The sequence below is a fragment of the Exiguobacterium sp. 9-2 genome (assembly GCF_036287235.1).
GTDB lineage: Bacteria > Bacillota > Bacilli > Exiguobacteriales > Exiguobacteriaceae > Exiguobacterium_A.
Genome location: NZ_CP142850.1, coordinates 979,926 through 1,002,073, shown reverse-complemented (window position 1 = coordinate 1,002,073; position 22,148 = coordinate 979,926). Strand labels below are relative to the sequence as shown.

Genomic DNA, 22,148 nt, shown 5'->3' with positions numbered 1-22,148 from the left:
TTTTCATAAATCATAAGGAGGTCTTTTCGTGAAACAAAAAGGATGGATTTTAGCAACCGTCGCTTCAGCTGCATTTTTAGCGCCACTTGCGCAACCGATTGCAGTAGGTGCAACAGCTGACAATGGTACGATGATGCAGTACTTCGAATGGTATGTACCAAATGACGGTAACCATTGGAATCGTCTCGGAAGTGACGCGACGAAACTGGATCAGCTCGGTATTACATCAGTCTGGATTCCACCTGCCTACAAAGGAACTTCACAAAGCGATGTCGGCTACGGTGCCTACGATCTATACGATTTAGGTGAGTTCAACCAAAAAGGAACAGTCCGCACGAAATACGGAACAAAAACGCAATTAAAAACAGCGATCGGACAACTGCATACCGCTGGAATCGATGTGTACGGGGATGTCGTCATGAACCATAAAGGTGGTGCTGATTTTACCGAAGCCGTTACGGCAGTCGAAGTCAATCCGAGCAACCGCAATCAGGAAGTCTCGGGCGATTATCAAATCCAGGCGTGGACGGGCTTCAATTTTGCAACACGAAATAACCTCTACTCGAACTTCAAGTGGAAATGGTATCATTTCGACGGCACGGATTGGGATCAATCGCGTTCAAAGAGCGCCATCTATAAGTTCCGTGGTACCGGTAAAGCTTGGGATACGGATGTTTCAACTGAAAATGGCAACTACGATTACTTGATGTACGCAGATCTCGATTTTGATCACCCGGAAGTTCAACAAGAAATGAAGAACTGGGGAAAATGGTACGTCAATGAGCTTGGTCTTGATGGGTTCCGTCTCGATGCCGTCAAGCATATCAAACATGGTTACTTAGCGGACTGGCTCGCGAACGTTCGTCAGACGACGGGCAAACCGCTATTCACAGTCGCCGAGTACTGGCAGAACGATCTTGGAACGTTACAAAACTACTTAAGCCGGACGAATTACCAACAATCCGTCTTTGATGCCCCGCTTCATTATAAATTCGAGCAAGCAAGTAAAGGTGGCGGATACTACGACATGCGGACGATCTTTGACGGGACACTCGTCAAGAGTAATCCAGTCCAAGCCGTGACACTCGTCGAAAACCATGACTCGCAACCTGGACAATCGCTTGAATCAACAGTTCAATCGTGGTTCAAACCACTCGCCTACGCGATGATCCTGACCCGTGAACAAGGGTATCCGTCTGTCTTCTACGGCGATTACTATGGCACAAAAGGTACGTCGAATCGCGAAATTCCAGCACTCGCTTCGAAGATTGATCCATTGCTCAAAGCACGGAAGGATTTCGCGTTCGGAAAACAAAATGATTACCTCGATAACCAAGACATCATCGGTTGGACACGTGAAGGTGTCTCAGATCGTGCGAAATCCGGTCTTGCGACAATCCTCTCAGACGGCCCTGGCGGTAGCAAATGGATGTATGTCGGGCTTCAGAATAAAGGAGAAGTCTGGACGGATATCACTGGAAACAACACGGCATCGGTCACGATCAATCAAGATGGCTACGGTCAATTCTTCGTTAATGGTGGTTCGGTTTCCGTCTATCGTCAACAATAATCACGTAAAAAGGTCTCTTCCGTATGACGGGCGAGACCTTTCTTCTTCATTCAGCGAGACCGACACTCGACTTGATGTGATCTTCTGTTTCGATCGCCTCTAAGAGGAAATGTGCCACATCTGCACGATTGATTTGTTTCGCATCTTCCGGTACACCTGTATCCGCTTGGCGATAGAGTCCGGTTAACGGACCGTTCAGTAAACGGAGTGGACGGGCTACCGTATAGTCAAGATCCGCCTGCTGGAGGAGTGAAATCGCTTGACGGTGATCTTTTAATGGATTCTTCAGAATCCGCTGAGCGAGCATCCCTTGCACACCAGGTAATTCATCATCGACACCGGCAGACGCGACATAACCGATCCGCTCTATCCCCTGTTTCTTCATCGCTGTCACGATCCGGACGAGACTTCGTTCTAAAAAACCACTATACGCAAGACTCTCCGTACCGAGTGCTGTCAGGACAGCATCTTGTCCGGCAACAGCAGCTGTTACCGCTTCTTGATCGAGCACGTCGCCCTTTACGACTTGTAACCGTTCGTCATGTAGTGTCAGTTTTTCTGGACTGCGGACAAATGCTGTGACCTCATGCCCGTGATCAATCGCCTGTTTGACTAGTTCTTGTCCAGTTTGACCAGTCGCTCCAAAAATAATCAGTTTCATACGAAACATCCTTTCTCTTTCAAGATCCACTGATTCCATCATACCCTCACCACTTGAAAATGAATCGTCTCACCTTGTCTTTATTTTCAGAAAATTGTTTTTATTTGTTAACACAGTATGCTAAAATCTCCCTAAGTACATATGGATATTTTTTCCTTAAAAAACTGAATCATCGTTCTTAAAAAATCACCCTATCTTTATACATCAGATGTGTCTTCACGTGTTCGCGATCTCGTGATCCGCTTTGAACAACAATTAGCACACTACTCAACCATTTAACTTTGGAGGGATTTCCTGTGAAATTACAACAATTAAAAGACCAACTCAATTCCATCTATCTCGGTAAACCGGACGTCATTGATCTTTGTCTGACGGCACTCATCGCAGAAGGACATATTCTATTAGAAGATGTACCGGGAACAGGGAAAACGATGCTCGCCAAAGCGCTCGCTCAGAGCTTTGAAAGTGCTTTCTCGCGTATCCAGTTTACGGCGGATTTGCTTCCGTCCGATGTCATCGGTTCGGACTTCTTCAACTTAAAGACACAGGAGTTCGAGAATAAACGCGGTCCATTGTTCGCGAACGTCGTCTTGATTGATGAGATCAACCGTGCTGTTCCGCGGACACAATCGGCATTGCTCGAAGCGATGGAAGAACGTCAAGTCTCGATCGGTGGAACGACCTATCAGATGCCAGTTCCATTTTTCGTCATCGCGACACAAAACCCGATTGAATCGGCAGGAACGTTCCCATTACCGGACGCCCAACTCGACCGGTTCATGGTCGCAATTGAAGTCGGTTATCCGGATTTCGAGAACGAACGGCGCTTATTGTCTGAGATTCTGACGAACGTCCGTCGGTCAGCTATCGGCATCGCGTCAGGCGGTGACTTGATTTCCTGGCAGGAAGAGGCACGCCGCGTCCATGCATCACAAGACGTGCTCGATTACTTGCTCCATATCGTCCAAGCGACACGAAACCATGAACTCATTGAAGTCGGCGTCAGTCCGCGTGGAGCGATTGCATTACTTCGCGCCTCGCAAAGCTACGCGTTCTTGAATCAACGCGACTTCATCATCCCGGAAGATATCAAATATCTTGCAAAACACGTCCTGTCCCATCGTCTGACACTGACACTTGAAGGTGGAATCAAGACGACGAAAGCGGCTGTCTTGACGCATATTCTTGACGACGTGCCGGTTCCGGTCGAGATGGGGTGACGAATCATGCAGATTGAACGTTCCGTCCCGTTTTGGCTTGAACGTCGACTCTTTCCACTGTACGTCACGATGACGTTCATCTTTCTTTTCATTCCGCGTCTTTCTGTCCTCGGTTTTCTGTTCGCAGCCTTAGCGACGATTCATTTCGTCGTCGGGCGAACAGAAAAGCAGCTCCGACGGGATGTCGCAATCGAATGGAAACATTATGAATCATTGATGTTCAACCAGGAACAGACATCACTCCATCTACAAGTCTTCGGCGTCGAATCCTTGAGTCAACTCGGACTCGAAGCGACACTTCGTTTGCACACGGATGGCGGAGTCATCTTCCCGGAGATGGACCCACTACATCCGGCGACGTTTCATGCAGTGATTGACTCTGAAGACGCAGTGACGATCCCGATTCAGACGGTTCGCCGCGGACCAGCCGAGTTCGATGAGATCATCTTGACGATTCGCCTGCCTTGGAAGATGGGCGTCTATCTCTTTACGTTCGATACATACCCGTCGTTTACAGTCTTACCGTCCTTGACGGCGCAAGCGACGCCGCTTCTTTTACAGCGTTTACGGATCGGTGATCGACCAGACCGTTACTCACCGCTCAAGAACAAACTGGTTCAACTTGGTGCAAAACCCTATACGGCGGAACCGTCAAAAGAGATCGATTGGTATGCGACGGCGAAGACCGGTCGCTTGCAGGCAAAAGTATTCGAAACGAGCAATCAAGATACGTTTACGATTGCCTTGAACTTATCTGCCCCGAGCGGTTACGGACTCCACCAACAATTTGAGACGTTCATCGAACAAGCGGCATTCCTGATCAGTGAATTAATCAAGGAGGGCTGTAAGATTGAACTGTTCTTGAATCGACTCGACGGAGCAAACCGGATGACACATCTCTCGTTACAAGAAGGACAACCGCAATTAAAACATGTCCTGATGACCCTTTCGACGGTCTCGACGCGTGATTCGTTCATCGCGACACAACAGTTCGAACGCTATGTACTGCGCCGGAAACATATGAACAGTCAGTTGATCCAAATTGGCAATGACCGGATCCTCGCCATCGGCTGAGGATCCAAAGAAAGGAGTTTTTCGCCTCATGGTGTTTATCGCCCGAAAATCAATTCAGCTCATCGTGGCTTTTTTTGTCTTGATTGCGATCAGCGCCCTTCCGGCGCTCGTCGCACAAATGAAATTCAATCCAGCAAGCTACTGGGAAGGTCTGAAGCAACAATTTGCTCAATTAACGAAACTTGATGAGATTACTTATTTCAACGTAACCGCTCAAAAGGAATTCTTGTTGCTTCCTACCATCAGTCCATTCATTAAAGAGACCTTGATCATCTTTACGACAGCTATGCTGGTCTCCGCTGTGTGTGCGATTTTTTATGCTTATTTGTTTTATCGGAGTGGTCGCAAAACACGCATGATGCTGAAACAAACGACTCGGACGCTTGAGATGGTTCCGGATCTGTTCTGGATCATTCTTTCACAATTCCTTGTCCTCTATCTGTTTAAAACGACCGGGTATGACAAAATCGAAATTGCGGGATCCTATGCTGAGTACATTCGTTTTTTACCGATTCTTACGCTAACGTTGACAACACTATTCTTCTTTATCAAATGGTTAACGACGCAAGTACTCGAACAGGAAGCTGCTCCTTTCCTTGAACTCGCACGGGCTAAAGGCATTCGTCCTGCCGCTCTTTTCTGGAAACACTTGATTCCGACAATGATCTATCGGTTTTATCTGTTTTTCCGAGCGAATATCATTACGGTCTTATCGAGTCTCGTAATCATTGAATACACATTCGAAGTCCAAGGTATGTTCCGGTTCGTCTTTTATAATGGACAAATGCCGATTTTGATGGTCATCTTGTTCTTAATCTATCTCCCGATCTTTATCATTGATTTACTGGCAGAATGGCTAATTCCGAACGCCTGGAAAGGGGGTATTTGATGCGTCGTACTTTGATGCGAGATCCTATCTTCTGGCTATGTTTAGTTTTACTCGCTGGTTTACTGCTGCTTAGTTTTGGAAATACAATCTTCCGTGATGGTCAAGTCGATCAAATTTCGAACCGGTATGCTGAAGACGGTACGTTCCTTGCGACATCACCACTAAAACCGTCAAGTGATCAATGGCTCGGTACAGACCGCTCTGGCTATGACCTCTTTCAATTGATGATTGAAGGATTTAAATGGACAGCCGGTATTTGTATGATTGTTGCGCTCGGTCGAATGTTTCTTTCGCTAGTGATCGCAATTCCGCTAGCTTTCCGAAGTGCTCGCGTCAATCGATACTTAAAACTTGTTTTTGATGGGTTTTTAGTTTTACCGCTCTCTCTTGTCGCGTTGCTCATTTTGCTTCCATCACTTACGTTCTTTGATTCGACTGCTATCCCACCACTTTTTGATCGTGTATCGTTTGAATTGATCGTCTTGATTTTGCTTGGTCTCCCCTCTTTATCGCTTTATCTGATTGCTGAGACCCGCCAGTTACTTAGTCAAGAGTTCATGATTGTCGCCCAGACGCTTGGTGGCAGTCCGTGGCATCGGTTCAGACGCCATATTTGGCCACATCTTGTTCCAACGTTGACAATCGTTTTTATGCAACAGTTCATCCAAACGTTGATGTTACTCGTCCACTTATCGCTCTTTGATATTTTCTTCGCCGGAACAGTTAATTTACATGTAGGAACTGCTCCAACGATCTTTGAATGGTCATCGATGTTTGGCTATTACTACAATCAGTTTTCGGCGACGTCGTGGCTCAACCATATGTTCCTCGTTCCACTGATTGGACTAGCATTAGTCGTCTTTTTCAGCAATCTATTCATGAGTCGACTCGAACGGGCTTTCCGATTCCGCCAGCAACTAAAACCAATCAAGCTATCGGAATCTCGTGCTCAAGACGAAGCTGCCGCGACATCGATGGTTGATTCCTTTACACTCGTTGCCCGGAACTCCCGTCACGATTCTGATTGACAATCCATTTTTTTCCTCTTACACTAGAAAAAAACACGAAATGAGGGCGTCCAATGTAAGTCATTCTGAATTCTCACTCCTAATTAAATACGTACGATATGGAGGTCATTCAGAATGAACCGGTTTACGCTTTTATTGGTCAGTCAATGGATTGCGAACGCGGGAGATGCGCTCTATATCGTCTCCCTGATCGCGATGATCTATCAAACGACAGGGCAAGCGAGTCTCTCTGCCCTGTTTCCTGTTCTCGTCACAGCAGGCATGACAGGAAGCGGCTTCTTATTCGTCCAAGTCGCTCAACGTGTTCCCCATGCCTCGTTGTTGTTCGGCAGTCAACTCCTCAAGACGATTCTATTAGGCATCATCTGGGGATTTAATTTACCACTGCCACTTATCCTCGCACTCGTTGGATGTATCGCTTTCTTCGACGGATTTGCTCGTCCAATCGAAAGTGCCTTCATCCCTCGACTGTGTCAGGATGTCCAAAAAGCTAACAGTCTCGTACAAGGTTCGAATCAAGTGATTCAGCTCATCATGTGGCCGCTTGGTGCCATTCTGGTCAGCTGGTTATCGCCGCTTTCCGTCTTGTCCGTCGCGACGGGTCTGTTTTTAGGTGCGAGTCTCATCAGCTATCTGTTCTATCGAAGCGTCCGCTCTCTCCCCGACCCTTCGATGGAAGGGGAAGACGTCTCCTTCCGGTCGAGTATTCGCTACACGCGAACGCATCCTTTCGCGAAAGCCAACACGTATCTCGTCGGAATCGATGCGTTCGTCAGTACGGCTTGGATTTCTGCTCTGTTCCTCGTCTACATCGATACACATTTCCAGCTATCGGAACGCTGGTGGGGCATTCTAAATGCCTTCTATCTGCTGAGCATGATCGCCGGCAGTTACATGATGTTACGTCGTCGTGGAACGCGTTCGTTGCTTTATCGAAGTATCGGCTTTTCGATTGCTGCGACCTTCTTGTTTGCTTTCGCTCCAATCGTCACACTTGCCGTGATCGCTTGTCTGTTCCAAGGGTTTGCAAGTCAAGTCCGAGCGATTGAGCTGAATACGTTGTTGCAGACGACGACACCACTCGAACGGTTACCGTATGTCTATAGCGTACAACAAACCGTGTATGCACTCTGCTTCTGTCTCGGTAGTCTGCTGTTCGGATGGCTTGCCGATCTGTTGGCGATCGAGCTCGTCTATGCGCTTACAGGAGTCCTCTCCTTGTTGATGTGGCAACCGGCTCGCCAGGTATTGGCACGTTCTTCTCAGGAGCAACGACACGTGTCGTAATAAATGACAGTCAAAAGGACAAAGGTCAATGCACCTTTGTCCTTTTTTTGATTCAGTTCTGACGCGTGCGCGTCACACTATACAACAGAAGCAACATAAGTGAGACGAGACCGAGCGCGGCATAGGTCATCTGAAGCGAGAAGACACGTTCGACGAAGACGAATAGCGTACCGGTTCCAAGCACAGCTAAACGTTCAATGACTGAGATCAGCGACGTAAACGTTGCGCGTCCATTTGTCGGCGCAACTTCTTGGATGACAGTGGTCAAATAAGGCTCAGCCCAACCATAGCACAAGTACAGCGTCCCGAGTAACCCGATACTGACGAGCGGAGAGGCAACCGACAATCCGGCAAGACACACGATATAGATCATCGCCCATCCGACGGGCGATCGGAACTGAGATAAGGACGCGCCGGTCGCCTGCATGATTTGAAATAACACGAAAACGAATCCGAAATGGACCATCGGTATCGTTTGATCCCGTAGATAAAGTTGCCAAAACTCATCGACGAAATCAATCGTCACCCCGTATAACAAGACAAGACAAAGAATTCGGACGTAGACGCGTCGAAACGAAAAACCGTTTAGCAATGTCTTTAATGAACTCGTCTCTCCGTCTTGTTCTCGCGATGCTTCCTTTAAGAAAAACGTCAGTAGTACTGTTCCGAGCAATACCCACCAAGATACGTGATAGTGCCAAATCAAGTCTACCGATCGCACAGCGTAACTCCCCACAAGTCCTGCGAGTCCTGACGTCAATAAACCACCGATTGAAATCACTCGCCAGACCGTCTCGAATCGCTCTTCTCTCCTATGCATTCGTAACGTTTCATAGACGTGGGCTTCAAGCGTTCCACTAAGTGCTGCGCCACCGATGCCGGCAAGGACCATCGCTAAGAGGAAGGCAGGTAATGAGTGCGCTTCAATCAACACCGTAAACGATAACCACTCACATACGAAACCAGCCAGAATGAACGTCTTTCTGCCCCACCGATCGGATAACAAACCGAACGGGACCTCACCAATCAACATGACCCAAGCAAAGACGATTTCTGCGATGACGACGTCGGCAATGCTCATTCCCCGGTCTTCCCAGTAAAAGCGCTCAATCACATACGCTGGAATGAACGAACTACTGGCTTCGATCAGGATCCAAAGAATGAACGATCGTCGGACTTAACAAGGCCATCTGCTTCGCCGCATCTCCTCACTTCCTTTCTATTTGATAGTAGTTAATTCCCGTTTTGCAGATGAAACCAACAAAAAAACGCCCTTTGATTAAAAAATCAAAGAACGCTTTTGACATTAACATTCATCTGCCGATTCCGTGACCGGTACGACGGACTGGACGATCGGTAGTTCGACGATGAACGCGGACCCGACACCTTCCGTTGATTCGACATGAATCATTCCTTCGTGCGAACGAACGATTTCCTGACAAATCGCAAGACCAAGACCGGTACCGCCGATTTTTCGACTATCCGAATTATCGACTCGGTAAAACTTACTAAACAGTTGTGGTAACGCGTGACGCGGAATGCCGATTCCCTCATCTTCGATCTTCAGCTGGACACGATCTTCGACTTGACGCATCGTGATCGTGATTTGACCACCATCCGGTGAATACTTGATTGCATTGTTGATCAGGTTCGTGAACAGCTGACGCATTTTTTGTTCGTCAGCATGAATCCGCCCCGTCGTCGTTTCTTCAAAATCAAGGACTAGCTCGTGATCTTTTGCCGAAGCCGTATGGAACTCGACCGTTTCCTGAATGACTTTCGTCAAATCAAGCGGTTTGAAGTCATATTGTTGCTGACTCGATTCCATGCGCTGGACATCGAGGAAGTCGTTGACGAGATTCGTCAACCGTTCGGTTTCTGCATGAATCGTCTCGAGATACCGTTGACGTTTTGATTCCTGGACGTCGCGCGCGAGCATCAATTCCGTGTAGCCGTAAATCGAGGCAAGCGGTGTCCGCAACTCATGCGAGACAGTCGAGACGAATTCCGATTTCATCCGGTCGATCGCTGTCTCTGCCGTCACGTCACGTAAGACGAGCATCGTACCGCGGAAACAACCACCGTAATGAATTTCCTCTGCATACAGCGTGACGAATCGCTCTTCCTTGTTTAAGGACAACGCCAAGCTCTCCGTCGGAATTTCCTGACTGCAGACATGATCCATGTAGGTTAAGAACGCCTCATGTTGATCGACTTGCACTGCCAACTCTTCGATTTTGACGTCGAGCGTCATCAATCCTTCTTCCGCCACTTGATCGTGCGCCGGATGATGGAATAAAGCGAGCAATGGTTTATTGGCAAAAATCGTCTCTCCTTCGATATAGATGACCGCTTCCCGAATCGAATGGAGAAGTTTGGACGTCTTTTCCCGTTCTCGTTCGACTTCTTCAAAGACACGCATCCGGAGCAAGGAGAGTGCCAATTGACGGGAGAACGACCAGATTTCGTTCGTCTGCTCTTCCGTAAAGGCATCCCGGTAACGGACGAGATAAATGCTTGCAATCATTGTGTTCGTCGCTGGATCCATCACCGGTACGACGATTTCGTACATCGCGTACGGATATGGGAGCGGATGATGACTCGCGACTTGTTTCGTCGAGCGAACAGCACGCTTGTTTTGACGTGTGCGTTCGAGTAATGACGTCGAAGCATGTAATAACTGGTGCTCCTGAGCTGCCGTCATCCCGTAAGAGACGAGATCCGTATAGCGGTCTTGCTCTAGGAAGACGATTGCTCCGAGCTCCGCATCGGTGATCGTAATCAATTTTTCGATGATCGCCGGATACGCCGTCAACGTTTCGCGAGACGCAAGTGTCTCGGTCAACTCATTGCGATAACGCAAATGGGTCTCGTTACGTAACGTGATGTCGAGTGCTTCTTCGAGTTCTTCCTGTTGCGATTGAAGTTCTTCTTGCTGGGCAATTAATTCTTCCTGTTGACTTTGTAGTTCGTCGTTACTTGCGACGAGTTGATGTTTTTGCCCGGAAATGGCGGCTGCCATCTGGTTGAACGTCGTCGTCAACTCACCAATCTCATCTTGACGATTCGTGATGACGATCGGTGTCGCATCCTCACCTTTAGCGAGTCGTCCACTTTCCCGGTTCAACTGACGCAACTGACGCGTCAAGCGGCGGACGAATGGTCGGACGAAAACGAGAGTAATCAATAAGAGGATTGCGATATTGACGGCTCCGAGAATTTGCGACGAGTTGACTTGTTTACCAAGCCGCTCTTGCGCCGCCATCTCTTGATCGTTTAAGGAATTACGATATTTTGTGAAGACCGTCTCCATATCAACGATACTTGAACTCATATCAGCCGCACTCTTCGTCTTGATGTTGAACTTCCGCTGTGGATCGAGTGGTTTTGATTTCGTGACCTTTCCAAGCGTCGGCATCTTCAAGAACGGTTCCGTCACTTTGCCGTCTTTTTTCGCCGCGACATAATTGACGAGGCTCGGCATGACGCGTTGGGTATACGCTGTATAGAGTTCCCGTGCGTCCGTTGCATACTGCCGTTCTTCTTTGAAGCGTGCATTGCGCTCGAACCAAGTCGTTTGTTGATTGATGCCATTTTTCTTTGCTTCGATTTCTTTTAACATCTCTTCATCACCAAGCAGGACGAAGCCACGCACCTCGTACTGCATGCTTTGCCACGACTCATATAAATCCGTCGCCCGTGTCCGGTGCTCGTTTAGCATTTTCAACTCTTGACGTGATTCATCCACCTGTTGTTTTGTATATAGGTAGACACCACCAGTCGTTAACAGTAGTGTCAGAAAAATCACATAAAACGCAGACATGATTTGCCGTCCAATCGTTCGATTCAGCCATGTTTTCATTGGAGGAATTCAACTCCTTTCCCTTTATCCTTCTCTAGCAACAAAGGTATTCCCGTCCATTCATTGTAAACTTTTTTCAATCGATACACAGTATTCTGCTCAAAAAGATTTCAATTTCATACAACTTTAATCTAAATCGTTGTATATGACAATTAGATGTCACGATTCAATCGTTTTCAACAAAAAAAGAGCCCTGCAGGACTCTTTTTCAATGATGATGGTGGTGACTATGGCTCCGAACTGGCTGTTCATCCGCTAAATGATCCGCATCCAAAATGCCAAGTCGTAAATACTGGGCTAAGACTTGTTTTTCAGTCGTTTCGGAAATCTGATCTGCTCCTTGAATGAGCCTTAAAATACCCGTCGCAATCCGTAACGGTTCAAGGTTCGTCTTTTCGACCGGAAAACTTGTTAGCGTTTCTAAGTAAGCGACGTAGTTCAGTGCATCTGATTCCACTGGACTGACAAGACGCGCCGCATGCTCGCGCAGTTGTTGCGTCAATGAATTCGTCGAAATTCCCTTTGAGGCTGCAGAGATGACTCCGAACAGAATGAAACCGATGATGAGAACGAAAAATCCGACCATGAAAATCGGCATACCTGAAAAGAAGCCGTCGCCTCCCAGTTCGCTTTCCATGAATGCTACTGTGAACATGATGAGCCCTCCAAATGAATAGAATAATAACAATCACTTATCCTACGTTATCCTGTTCAAGAAAGTTTCACCTAGTTAGGTAGTTTTTGTAATTCGGCTTGGAACCAGTCTTCAACGAAGAAACGTTCCGTCTTCGTCTCGATTTGATACGAATACAACACTTCGAAGTCGCCCTCCGTCAACATCGGTAACGTCAATTCGCGCACGAGTTGGCGTAACTCCTCCGTCAGTTCAGCTTCATAGCGGATGAATCCATCTTCCCGGTGCTCGACTTCCGTCAAGTATGGGAGGAGGATATGCTTCCCGAATGATTGTGGATCATCGATGACTTCTGCTGTCACACCGAATAGTTCTTCTGCTTCTTCGACGAGTCCTTCTGCTGACTGCACCTCAATATGATCCGGAAACCAGACCGTTAAGCGGTGCCCTTCCTGTAAAAGTCGTTCAAAGACAGGACGAAACGTTTGATTTTGAATCAGTTCGTATTGCATCAGTCTTCCCCTTTCGTGAATTCAAATTTTAATTGATCGCGTTCGAGATAAAGCATCGCCTTGAACTGGCGGGCATTCTTCTTCATCTCGAGTGGCTTCGTTTTTTGACCTGCGAGTACCTTTTTGACTTCCGTTTGCGTCAATTTGGCACCAAGGATCGTTTTCGGTAACGTAAAGCCACAGTTGTTCTTTTGATAGCCACTGCAGCCATAGAACTTCCCACGATCAAGCACCGCTGATTGACACAGTGGGCACGGACCGATCGGACGATTCGTCGCTCCTCGCGGTGACTTACTTTTGACTTGCGTCGGATCAACGGCGAGTTGTTCGATTCGTTGTTTCGCATCGATAACGAGATGCTCCGACAATTTTTTCGCCTGTTCGATGAACTGGGCAGCAGACGCTTCACCTTTACCGATCTGCTCTAGCCGGCTCTCCCACTTCGCTGTCATCTCTGGCGAAGCAAGAATACTCCCCGTCACGGCATCGATCAATATCCGCCCTTTTGGTGTCGGATGAATCTCTTTTTTGACGAGTTTGATGTATTCCCGCCGTTTTAGTCCGTCGATAATCCCGGCACGAGTTGCTTCCGTCCCGAGTCCCTCGACTTCCTTCATGATCGCTTGCAGCTCATCTTCAAGCAACTTACCGGCTGTTTTCATACCGAGGATGAGTGTCCCTTCTGTATAACGTTTCGGTGGCTCCGTTTGTTTCTCAAGCAGACGACAGCCTTTGATCGGCATCTCTTGTCCTTGTTCGACGGCTGGCAATTCGACTTCCTTCGATTCGATTTGTAAGACCTGTTTAAAGCCCGGATCAATCGTCCGACTGCCACGTGTCAAAAAGCGGTCCATCTCGCGTGTCGTTACGATTTCTGTCTTCTCCGAGACAGCGTCCGGTGCAAAGGCGGCAAGGAATCGACGGACAATCAAGTCATAGACTTGCGCATCTCGTCCCGAGAGCTTGGCAACGGCACCCGCCTCTTCTGTTGGAATGATCGCATAGTGATCGCTGACCTTTGCCGAATTGACGTAGCGTTTATCGTTAGCTGGATTGTTCGTCAGGACATCCTTGATCGGGCTATACTCTGCTTGCTTCAGTAATCGATCAAGAATGACTGGGAACTGTCCCGCCTCCTCTTTCGTCACGAACGACGAGTCCGTTCGCGGATAACTGATCCAACCACGGATATAGAGTTTTTGCGCGATATCGAGCGTCTCTTTTGCACCGAGACCAAACCGTCGGCTCGCTTCTGTTTGTAAGAGCGACAAACTGAACCAAAACGGTGGACGTTCCGTCTGCCGCTTTTTCTCGATTGATGCGACGATGCCGGTTCCTTTTGTCCGATTCACGATCGCTTGTGCCTGTTCCCGGTCACTCAGCTTCGTCTGTTTCTTCGCATTGATGTATTTCCCTTTGTATCGCGTAAAATCCGCTTCGACTTCATAATACGTCTCCGGTTGGAAATTCTCGATTTGTTTTTCCCGTTCGACGATCAGTGCGAGTGTCGGTGTCTGGACCCGTCCGAGGGAAAAGACATCAGCGATGCCCTTCTTTTTCAGTAACGTCGTATAGGCACGTGACGCATTCATCCCGATCAGCCAATCGGCGCAAGCGCGACTCATCGCCTCATGAAAAATGTTCTCCGTTTCCTTTCCATCGAGCAGGTTCGCAAACCCATGGTCAACGGCTTGAGGCGTCAGACTCGAAATCCAGAGTCGTTGCAACGGTTTTGCGTTGTTCGCGAGACGTAAGATCAATCGGACGATTGCCTCTCCCTCTCGCTCGGCATCCGATGCTATAATGATGGAAGTCGTCGTCCGCTCATTCAATAATTTTTTGATGACTTGGTACGGTTTACTTTTACCTTTTGCCAGTCGGTAATCAAATCGTTCCGGGATAATTGGCAAATGGTCATAGTTCCATCGTTTCCACTTGGCGTCATAATGCGCCGGCTCCTGCAGTTCGCATAAATGTCCAACCGCGTAGGCGAGTTTTGCCCCTTGCGGAAATCGGTCACACGGTTTGATTTCGATGTAGCCGTCCCGCTTCACAGACGGATACGGAGCTGCCAGTTTTTCAGCTTGTTTTGGTTTTTCAGCAATGATCAATTGCACACGCTTCACCCTCATTTCCTTACTTCAGACATGTGGAGGTACCCATGCCCTATTTTACGTTATTCATGGCTTTATTCTTTATTTCAACATCAGCAATCTTCGTCAAATGGGCGGAGACCCCGATCGAGGCTGTCGCCTTTTACCGCATGCTGTTCTCGACCTTATTGTTGCTCCCACTCATTCGCTTGAAGGAACTTTTGCAACTCAGTTCGTCGACGATTCGGCATATGCTATTAAGTGGCATTTTGCTCGCCGGGCATTTTTGGCTGTGGTTTCTCTCTCTTGATTATACGACAGTTGCGAGCTCAACGCTCTTCGTGACCGCAAGTCCGATTTTTGTCCTTGCCGGTAACGCGTTATTTTTCAAACAACACCCGTCGCGCAAGGCACTCCTGTTCGTCGCTGTCGCCTTGTTCGGTGGCGGTCTCGTCGCTTACGGAGATATCGCCGTCGGCATGCGCGCCTTGATCGGGGACGGTCTTGCCTTACTCGCAACGATTTTAGTCGCTGGTTACTGGTTGCTCGGTCAACACGTCCGCACAAGCGTTTCGACGAATCTCTATTCGTTCGGTGTCTATGCCGTGGCGTCGATCGTTCTGCTTTTATTATCGTTGATTCAATCAACGAATCTCGTCGCTGCGTTTCAACAGGATTGGTGGCTGTATATTCTTCTTGCCGTCTTCCCAACGCTACTCGGTCACAATTTATTCAACTGGGCGCTCGCTCGTGTCAGCGCTAGCATCGTCAGCATCACGATCCTTGGCGAAGCGATTTGGGGCATGATCTTTGGGTATTATCTGTTTAATGAGAAGTTAACATGGATTCAAATCACCGGTGCTGCTTTACTCTTGATTGGAATTGGATTGTTCCTCCGACGCAATGAACGTGATATTCGTGAACAGCTCGCCCAGCGTGAAAGTGCCACTAGTCAATCTTCCTCATGACAAAAGCGAACCAGGATGATGATCATCCTGGTTCGCTTTTTCATTACGATCGTGGATCGTCAGGTCGAACTTTCGGTAAACGCCATGTCATCACAAACGCGAGAATGGCACAGAGAACACCACCGATGAAGACGTAACGTAATCCATGCGACAACGCGAGTTCTGCCGCATACTGCACATCCTGTCCGAACGTTTTTGCCGTACTCGATTGGAAAAATGGATCAATCGCGTACCCTGAGAGCGTGTCCGACGCTGAAAACGAACGAAGGATGGATAGGTTGAAGATCGTACCGAAGATCGCAACACCGAGCGTCTGTCCCGTCGTACTCAAGAACGAGTTGACGGCCGTCGCTGAGCCACGAAGTGACCAATCGACGGAAGTCTGCAGGACGACCATGAAGACGGGTTGTGAGAGACCAAAACCAATTCCGATCAGCGAAACGGCAAGATAGATGAAAACATCACTTGTTTCGCGCGTGATCAACGATAAAATCACTGTACCGACGATCAGCAGTCCCATTCCTGTCATCGTCCGATACCGGGGTGAGGCGACACCAATCGTCCGTCCACCGATAATGGCGGTCAGCGTCCAAAAAAGCGACAGTGGCATCAACATGAAACCAGCTTCGGTCGGACTCTTGCCGAGTACCCCTTGGGCAAAAATCGGAATATACGCTGACATCGAGACGAGTACCCATGCGGAAAAGAAGACCGCTAAGTTGATCACGAGAATGACCGGATGGCGAATGACTGCTGGTGGCAAGAGTGGATCGCTCGCCTTTTTCTCGACCCGATAGAACGTGAACAATAATACGAAACTAATGAAAAAGCTCGCTAGAATGATCGGCCGCAAGAACGTCTCCGACTCACTGCCCGATAATAAGCCGTACAGAAACGCACTCATCCCGAGCGCAAACAATAACGCACCCCGGTAATCGATTTTCCGCTCTGTTTCACGGACCGTCTCTTTGTAGTAAACGACGATCATGAAGAACGACAATAAGGCAAACGGTACGTTTAGTAAGAAAATATACCGCCACGAAAGCGATTCGACGAGGAATCCACCGACGAGTGGTCCAGCGACACCTGAGATTCCCCAGACAGCGCTGAGCACTCCTTGGATTTTCCCCCGCTCCTCATATGTATACAAATCACCGATGATCGTCATCGCGATCGGCAATACAGCTCCTGCCCCGATTCCTTGAACGGCGCGGAAAACGATCAACATCTCCATCGATTGAGCGAGTCCACAGGCTAACGAAGCGACGGTGAAGACGCCGATCCCGAATAACAGAACCCGTTTTCGACCATATAAATCTGCCATCTTGCCGTAAATCGGTGTTGATACCGCCATGAACAACAAGAACCCAGCAAAGATCCAACTGACTAATTTCGCCCCGTTCAATTCACTCGCCATGACAGGTGTTGCTGTTGCAACGATCGTCCCCTCAATCGCGGCTAAAAACGTCGCGAGCAACAAGGCGACGGTTACTTTTTTCCTCATTTGTTCCACTTCCCCTCTACTGTTCTATCATACTGGTTGAACCAGTGATAAGAAAAGTAAATGCTTATGAAACAGGATTCGCGGGAACGGTATGGAATGGTATACACTAGACTCAGATTCACGATTTCGAATGGAGGAATGTCCTATGTTACGAAAAACGGCACTGATTACCGGTGCATCGGGTGGAATCGGACTGGATCTCGCTGTTCTCGCGGCGCGAGATGGCTTCGATTGTGTACTCGTTGCCCGCAATGAGAAAAAATTGAAGGAGCTTCAACAGGTCCTTGAAAAACGCTATCAGATCAAAGTCTATGTATTCGCTGCTGATTTATCACTAAGCGACAGCGTTGATCGTCTCGTGCAATACTTAGAGGAACAAGAATTGACGGTCGATCTATTGTTCAATAATGCCGGCTTCGCCACGTCGGGACGCTTTGCGGAAATCGATCCAACAGAAGACATTAACTCGATCCAGGTCAACGTCGTCGCCTTGACGGATTTGACGAAACGTCTCTTACCAGGAATGGTTGAACGTGGCTTCGGACGCATCTTGAATGTCGCATCCGTTGCTGCCTTCATGCCAGGACCATACATGAGTGTCTACTATGCAACGAAAGCCTATGTCCTGTCGTTCTCGGAAGCACTTGCGACAGAAGTCGACGGCTCGGGTGTCAGTGTGACTTGTCTCTGCCCGGGACCGACCGATACGAACTTCTTCGACCGGGCGAACATCACGCTACCGTTCAAGAGTATGCCGTCACACCTCGTCGCATTCGCTGGGTACCGTGGCATGCTCAAAGGACGCCGCGTCGTCGTTCCAGGTGTAAGCAACCGGGCCATGGTTTCCTTGTCTCGTCTCCTGCCGCGTCGTCTCCTAACGGAAGTAACAGGACGAATCCAAAATCCTGCACGTCAGCAAGAATCCTCGACAGAAGAAGATCTCCTGTACGCGAATTCATGAAAAAACGGAAGAGCCAGATAGCTGGTTCTTCCGTTTTTGTATTTACGCTTCGCGATGACGAAAGCGTCGCGTCACATAACGTTTGACGCGATCAAATGTCATCGTATAATGATACAGATAACGAACGACGAGCGCACCCGTGATTGAGACGAGGTACCCCGTCGATAAGACGAGTAACCAGGAAACAATCGCGAGGAACCATGAACTCTCGAATCGTAAATATTGCCATTGTAATCCTTCTGATGAGGTAATCAACATGGCGCCCGGGAAAACGGAGGCAGCGAGTAAGTAACAAGCGGCGTAGCGTCCTCTAATGGTACCTTTCATCAACAAAATACTACCAAACACTAAGCCGACGCTCGAGACGATGAGTAACATGACGACATAAGCAAGCGAAATCGATGATCCCAGCATATGCCTTCCCTCCTGTTCGGTATGTTACTATACTGTACCCCTCTTTTCATCGAATGAATGCAAAATTCGTAAAAAAATCGGAAACAATATCCAGATGAATACCGCGTTACTGAATCCATGAAGTAAGTCAAACGTTCCCCCGGTCACAAGTAATGTCAAAAAGGCTTGCCACGAGAATCCCGTCAATACCAAGAACCCGAGATTGCTCACCCATCCATATAAGAAACCAGCTAGAAATCCATATCCAGTCAATACGATTCGGGATCGAAGAAACGGAATGAATCCTAGACTGGCAATCGTTGCATACGCCAGTGCCTGAAATAGGACGAATGGACCGCTTCCTAAAAATAAACTCGTCAATACGACGACGAGCATCCCAGAGATAGCACCGGCGATTGGATGAACGAAGACGGCTACTAATAAGACGATGGCCGTTGCTGGCTGAATGTTCGGCAAACTGGAAAACAACAAACGTCCAACGATTGCCGCTGCCGTCATGATAGCGATGAACCGTAATCGTTGATCTGTCACCTGAAGTCTCTCAAACATGATCAAGAACAAAGAAACGATCAGAACCGTTACGACGATCATACGAACAACCGACTTTCTTGTAAAAAGTGCTTCGTTGGTCCATCGAAAGCCACTTCTCCGTGCACGAGATAGATGATCCGCTGTGCTGTCCGAATTAGAACTGGATCATGCGTCGCCATAACGATAAGATTCGTTGGATTCTGCTTCCACGATGCGACAAAATCCATTCGTGCGCTGTCATCAAGTCCAGCCGTCGGTTCATCAAAGTAATAGCTGTCTTTACTCCATTCAATACCGTCCAAGAGACGTTTTTTTTGCGTCGTAAAACTACCGCTTCGATCGTCTAATGGTGCGAGCATCGGATGCGCTGGTACATAATGCATCTCTCCCGCCCGCCGAACTTTTCCGTAAAGCGGGCGTTCGACACCGAGTGCGAGACGTAGTAGCGTCGACTTTCCACTCCCGTTCGCACCGACGATCGCAATCCGTTCGCCTTGATGAAATGACAATTTCCCTGTCACCAGTGCATAGCGTGTCTGCAACGGATAACGATGTTGAACGTTTTCGATTTGGTTCAGGAAACGTCCAGTTGTTTCAGCCGATTCACTCGTCAGCGAGAGGTCGGATTGGATCGTCATCGAACAATGGATCTGACAACCAAACCGTCGTTCGATTTCTTCAAGCAATCCCATTAATCGCTTGCGTCTGACATGATCAAGAAAGAGAAAAGGTTCCGACAAAAAAAGTGTCTTCGGTGACGAAGACAAGGCATGACCGAGTCCGACGAGCTGTTGTTCCCCAGCCGAAAGTTCACTCGACTCCGCTTCAAAAAAGGCTTCTAAGCCAAGTAAGGTCGCGAGTTCTCCGGCTCGAAACAAGGAGACGGTCGCAAGCAAGTCCCGGACACGTCCATGTAGGAGGCGCTCTGGTGTCAAGACTGATTGATCATGCTCGATTGCCTGATGTCGCAGTCGCTCTTCTCGATCGTTGTCGGTATACATGATAGGCATCCCGCATTCCTCCCTTTGTAACTAATAATGATATTGGTAGCAACAGAGCCGAAGCGATTGCCCATGATGTGAAACAAAGCAGGACTCCCATTGTTAGCAGGACTCCGGTCTGAACATCTCGTCGCGCGAACGGTCGTAAACGAGACGGTGCCGCTTCGATCGGGATGATATGATAGGCCGCCATCCGTTCCAGACGAATGCCAAGCGACGCATCAGGATGACTCATCTTAACCTCCGGCCAAGTCCGTAAAAACGAGGGAATTAGTGCCAGGACCATACCCGTCAATCGTGTTAGTCGGGGTAGGAGACGAAACAACGGTCCCATCTGATCAAGTCGAACTAACGTGAAGATCCATTGACTTGAGGTGACGAATAATGTCACCTGGATCGTCGTTTCATATATGGCAAACGAATCGATGCTTGCTCCATATAAGAGTGGTACACACATCATGACGGCATAGAGAGCAGGAAGTAAGAGATATCGAAAAATAGTCCGCTCTTGAACGAATAAGAACAAGAGTAGATGATAGACCACGATGATCGTTTGATCGTGTGTGAGGACGAATGGAATCGTAATCATCCCGATGAAAAAGAGAGCGACGTTCACTGGGTGAAGTCGCTCCCGTTCTGGTTTACTCAAAATAAGCCATTGCATCTTTTTCAAACCGCCATTCGAGACGGTCTCCTTTTTTCAGTTCATAACTCCCGGCACCGACTTCCCCGGGTTTTCCGTTGACACCGAAGACCCAGCCACTCCCTGCTCCAGCTGACTTTTCACGAATCCCATCGACTGCCGTTACATATGCCATCTCACCTTTACCTGTTTTAACGACATCAAGCGTTGTATCTTCAAGCGCATCCAGTGCTGTATCTTTTTTATTTAAACACACGTCTTTATCGAATAATGTCTTATCCTTGACGTGATCCACGACCGACACCTTGACTTCGGTCTCACAAGACGCTGTTTGTTGTTCCTCTTTTGCTTCTGCGCAACCGGCAAGTAACACGATACTTGCAGCAAATAACCATTTTTTCATCGTACGACTCCTTTTCGCCTTGAGGTCTCAAAGCTGTAATTGTATAACAGAATGGTTTTATCTCGTAGTGATTGACCGTCAGACCGCAGATAGGTCAGACGAATCGCATTCGCTAAAACATCGTCCCCTGTATTAACATACGGGATAAGTTTCCCTTTGTCATCAATCAAAAATACTGTCGCATCCTGTAGACTAAACGTTTCGTAGAGCCCATCGAGGTCCATCTCGACATAGGGGGTTTTGGAATCATGTAAGATCTCATGCATCGAGAGTTTTCGTAACGTCTCAAACGATTGGTTCGCATCAATCAGTTTTTGATAATACGATATCAATGATTTCGTCGCCAACTCTTCACGTGGTCGATAGGAAATCGTTCCGGTCAACTCTTGATAACTGACATCATAACGAATGAACCGTTTCGGAGTTTGGACGAGCATCTCAAACGAAGCATTCCGTAGATTCCCGCCTCGATCGAACATTAGCTGGCTTTGTTCCAACCGTAATCCGTCTTCTCCTACACGGCGTTCGACTTGTGCGAGAAAGCGATCGAACGAATCATCCGTGATGGTCACGCGACCAATCTGTTGAGTTTCTTCCCGCAACGTTCCGGCATCAAACGGTCCGAGGAACAGTTGAAACAGGAAGAACAAGAACCCGAATAATGCCATGTATCGTTTATAACGTGAATTCTTTTTCGGATGCAACACGATCAAAAAGATGATGATGCCGAGCGGTAATTGAATATCATAGACTGGAAACGACACGGCGCCGAGACACGCATAAAAAATGAACTTCATATACAAGTATGTTTCTTTTTCCGTTCGCCGTTCAAGTAAAAACGCTAAGCCACTAGCAGCCAGTAAAAAGAGTGCCCATAAAATGAGAAAGTCCAT

21 protein-coding genes are annotated in these 22,148 nt (G+C 48.1%); 8 read left to right on the top strand and 13 right to left on the bottom strand.

Annotated features, from left to right (window positions below):
* The first annotated feature begins 46 nt into the window (after positions 1-46).
* Positions 47-1,570 carry an alpha-amylase gene (amyS, locus tag VJ374_RS05145; RefSeq protein WP_442899605.1) on the top strand — a complete coding sequence of 508 codons (1,524 nt, stop codon included), beginning with the start codon at positions 47-49 and terminating at the stop codon, positions 1,568-1,570.
* Positions 1,571-1,616: 46 nt separating this feature from the next.
* Here the strand turns inward: amyS and VJ374_RS05140 are convergent, their stop codons facing one another.
* Positions 1,617-2,231, bottom strand: coding sequence for an NAD(P)-dependent oxidoreductase (locus VJ374_RS05140; RefSeq protein ID WP_329470404.1), 615 nt, complete (start codon positions 2,229-2,231; stop codon positions 1,617-1,619).
* A 296-nt stretch (positions 2,232-2,527) separates the two neighbouring features.
* Between VJ374_RS05140 and VJ374_RS05135 the strand changes: the two genes are divergently transcribed.
* From VJ374_RS05135 to VJ374_RS05115, 5 genes are all read left to right on the top strand, one after another.
* Entirely contained in the window at positions 2,528-3,451 is a 924-nt protein-coding gene (locus VJ374_RS05135; protein WP_329470402.1) for an AAA family ATPase, read from the top strand.
* Between the two features lie 6 nt (positions 3,452-3,457).
* The gene (locus tag VJ374_RS05130) at positions 3,458-4,525 is read left to right on the top strand and encodes a DUF58 domain-containing protein (protein ID WP_064300253.1); all 1,068 of its coding nucleotides are present in this window, start codon (positions 3,458-3,460) and stop codon (positions 4,523-4,525) included.
* Positions 4,526-4,553: 28 nt separating this feature from the next.
* A complete protein-coding gene (locus VJ374_RS05125; RefSeq protein ID WP_023467647.1) occupies positions 4,554-5,414 on the top strand; it encodes an ABC transporter permease subunit in 861 nt (286 codons plus the stop codon).
* Positions 5,414-6,442, top strand: coding sequence for an ABC transporter permease subunit (locus VJ374_RS05120; protein ID WP_329470399.1), 1,029 nt, complete (start codon positions 5,414-5,416; stop codon positions 6,440-6,442). The genes VJ374_RS05125 and VJ374_RS05120 overlap by 1 nt, the downstream gene beginning before the upstream one ends.
* 114 nt (positions 6,443-6,556) lie before the next feature.
* Complete coding sequence (locus VJ374_RS05115) at positions 6,557-7,729, top strand: MFS transporter (protein ID WP_329470398.1); 1,173 nt, start codon at positions 6,557-6,559, stop codon at positions 7,727-7,729.
* Positions 7,730-7,781: 52 nt separating this feature from the next.
* Here the strand turns inward: VJ374_RS05115 and VJ374_RS05110 are convergent, their stop codons facing one another.
* The 5 genes from VJ374_RS05110 to VJ374_RS05090 all read right to left on the bottom strand — a co-directional run bounded on the left by VJ374_RS05110 (position 7,782) and on the right by VJ374_RS05090 (position 14,854).
* Positions 7,782-8,855: an MFS transporter gene (locus VJ374_RS05110; RefSeq protein ID WP_329471025.1), complete on the bottom strand. Its 1,074-nt coding sequence runs from the start codon at positions 8,853-8,855 to the stop codon at positions 7,782-7,784.
* Between the two features lie 180 nt (positions 8,856-9,035).
* Entirely contained in the window at positions 9,036-11,591 is a 2,556-nt protein-coding gene (locus VJ374_RS05105; protein WP_329470397.1) for an ATP-binding protein, read from the bottom strand.
* A 208-nt stretch (positions 11,592-11,799) separates the two neighbouring features.
* Positions 11,800-12,246 carry a hypothetical protein gene (locus VJ374_RS05100; RefSeq protein WP_290786364.1) on the bottom strand — a complete coding sequence of 149 codons (447 nt, stop codon included), beginning with the start codon at positions 12,244-12,246 and terminating at the stop codon, positions 11,800-11,802.
* Positions 12,247-12,317: 71 nt separating this feature from the next.
* Positions 12,318-12,737 carry a hypothetical protein gene (locus tag VJ374_RS05095; RefSeq protein WP_056060333.1) on the bottom strand — a complete coding sequence of 140 codons (420 nt, stop codon included), beginning with the start codon at positions 12,735-12,737 and terminating at the stop codon, positions 12,318-12,320.
* The gene (locus VJ374_RS05090; RefSeq protein WP_329470394.1) at positions 12,737-14,854 is read right to left on the bottom strand and encodes a DNA topoisomerase III; all 2,118 of its coding nucleotides are present in this window, start codon (positions 14,852-14,854) and stop codon (positions 12,737-12,739) included. The genes VJ374_RS05095 and VJ374_RS05090 overlap by 1 nt, the downstream gene beginning before the upstream one ends.
* Positions 14,855-14,898: 44 nt before the next feature.
* On the opposite strand from VJ374_RS05090, the gene VJ374_RS05085 reads away from it, so the two are divergent.
* Positions 14,899-15,798: a DMT family transporter gene (locus VJ374_RS05085; RefSeq protein ID WP_329470393.1), complete on the top strand. Its 900-nt coding sequence runs from the start codon at positions 14,899-14,901 to the stop codon at positions 15,796-15,798.
* Between the two features lie 43 nt (positions 15,799-15,841).
* Here VJ374_RS05085 and VJ374_RS05080 read toward each other — a convergent pair whose 3' ends face one another.
* Positions 15,842-17,302 carry an MDR family MFS transporter gene (locus VJ374_RS05080; RefSeq protein ID WP_329470392.1) on the bottom strand — a complete coding sequence of 487 codons (1,461 nt, stop codon included), beginning with the start codon at positions 17,300-17,302 and terminating at the stop codon, positions 15,842-15,844.
* A 145-nt stretch (positions 17,303-17,447) separates the two neighbouring features.
* On the opposite strand from VJ374_RS05080, the gene VJ374_RS05075 reads away from it, so the two are divergent.
* Positions 17,448-18,263, top strand: a complete 816-nt coding sequence (locus VJ374_RS05075; protein WP_056060320.1) for an SDR family NAD(P)-dependent oxidoreductase — start codon at positions 17,448-17,450, stop codon at positions 18,261-18,263.
* A gap of 42 nt (positions 18,264-18,305) precedes the next feature.
* Here the strand turns inward: VJ374_RS05075 and VJ374_RS05070 are convergent, their stop codons facing one another.
* From VJ374_RS05070 to VJ374_RS05045, 6 genes are read right to left on the bottom strand one after another with little or no spacing between them, the layout of a single operon-like run.
* Positions 18,306-18,677 carry a hypothetical protein gene (locus VJ374_RS05070; protein WP_056060317.1) on the bottom strand — a complete coding sequence of 124 codons (372 nt, stop codon included), beginning with the start codon at positions 18,675-18,677 and terminating at the stop codon, positions 18,306-18,308.
* Positions 18,678-18,704: 27 nt separating this feature from the next.
* The gene (locus VJ374_RS05065; protein WP_329470390.1) at positions 18,705-19,268 is read right to left on the bottom strand and encodes an ECF transporter S component; all 564 of its coding nucleotides are present in this window, start codon (positions 19,266-19,268) and stop codon (positions 18,705-18,707) included.
* Positions 19,265-20,218 (bottom strand): ATP-binding cassette domain-containing protein, encoded by a 954-nt coding sequence (locus VJ374_RS05060; protein ID WP_329470389.1) that lies wholly within the window; start codon positions 20,216-20,218, stop codon positions 19,265-19,267. The genes VJ374_RS05065 and VJ374_RS05060 overlap by 4 nt, the downstream gene beginning before the upstream one ends.
* Positions 20,154-20,873 (bottom strand): hypothetical protein, encoded by a 720-nt coding sequence (locus tag VJ374_RS05055; RefSeq protein ID WP_056060308.1) that lies wholly within the window; start codon positions 20,871-20,873, stop codon positions 20,154-20,156. Before VJ374_RS05055 ends, VJ374_RS05060 begins: the two co-directional genes overlap by 65 nt.
* A complete protein-coding gene (locus VJ374_RS05050) occupies positions 20,851-21,255 on the bottom strand; it encodes a DUF4430 domain-containing protein (protein ID WP_035409014.1) in 405 nt (134 codons plus the stop codon). The genes VJ374_RS05055 and VJ374_RS05050 overlap by 23 nt, the downstream gene beginning before the upstream one ends.
* Positions 21,252-22,148 (bottom strand): hypothetical protein, encoded by an 897-nt coding sequence (locus tag VJ374_RS05045; protein ID WP_035409016.1) that lies wholly within the window; start codon positions 22,146-22,148, stop codon positions 21,252-21,254. The genes VJ374_RS05050 and VJ374_RS05045 overlap by 4 nt, the downstream gene beginning before the upstream one ends.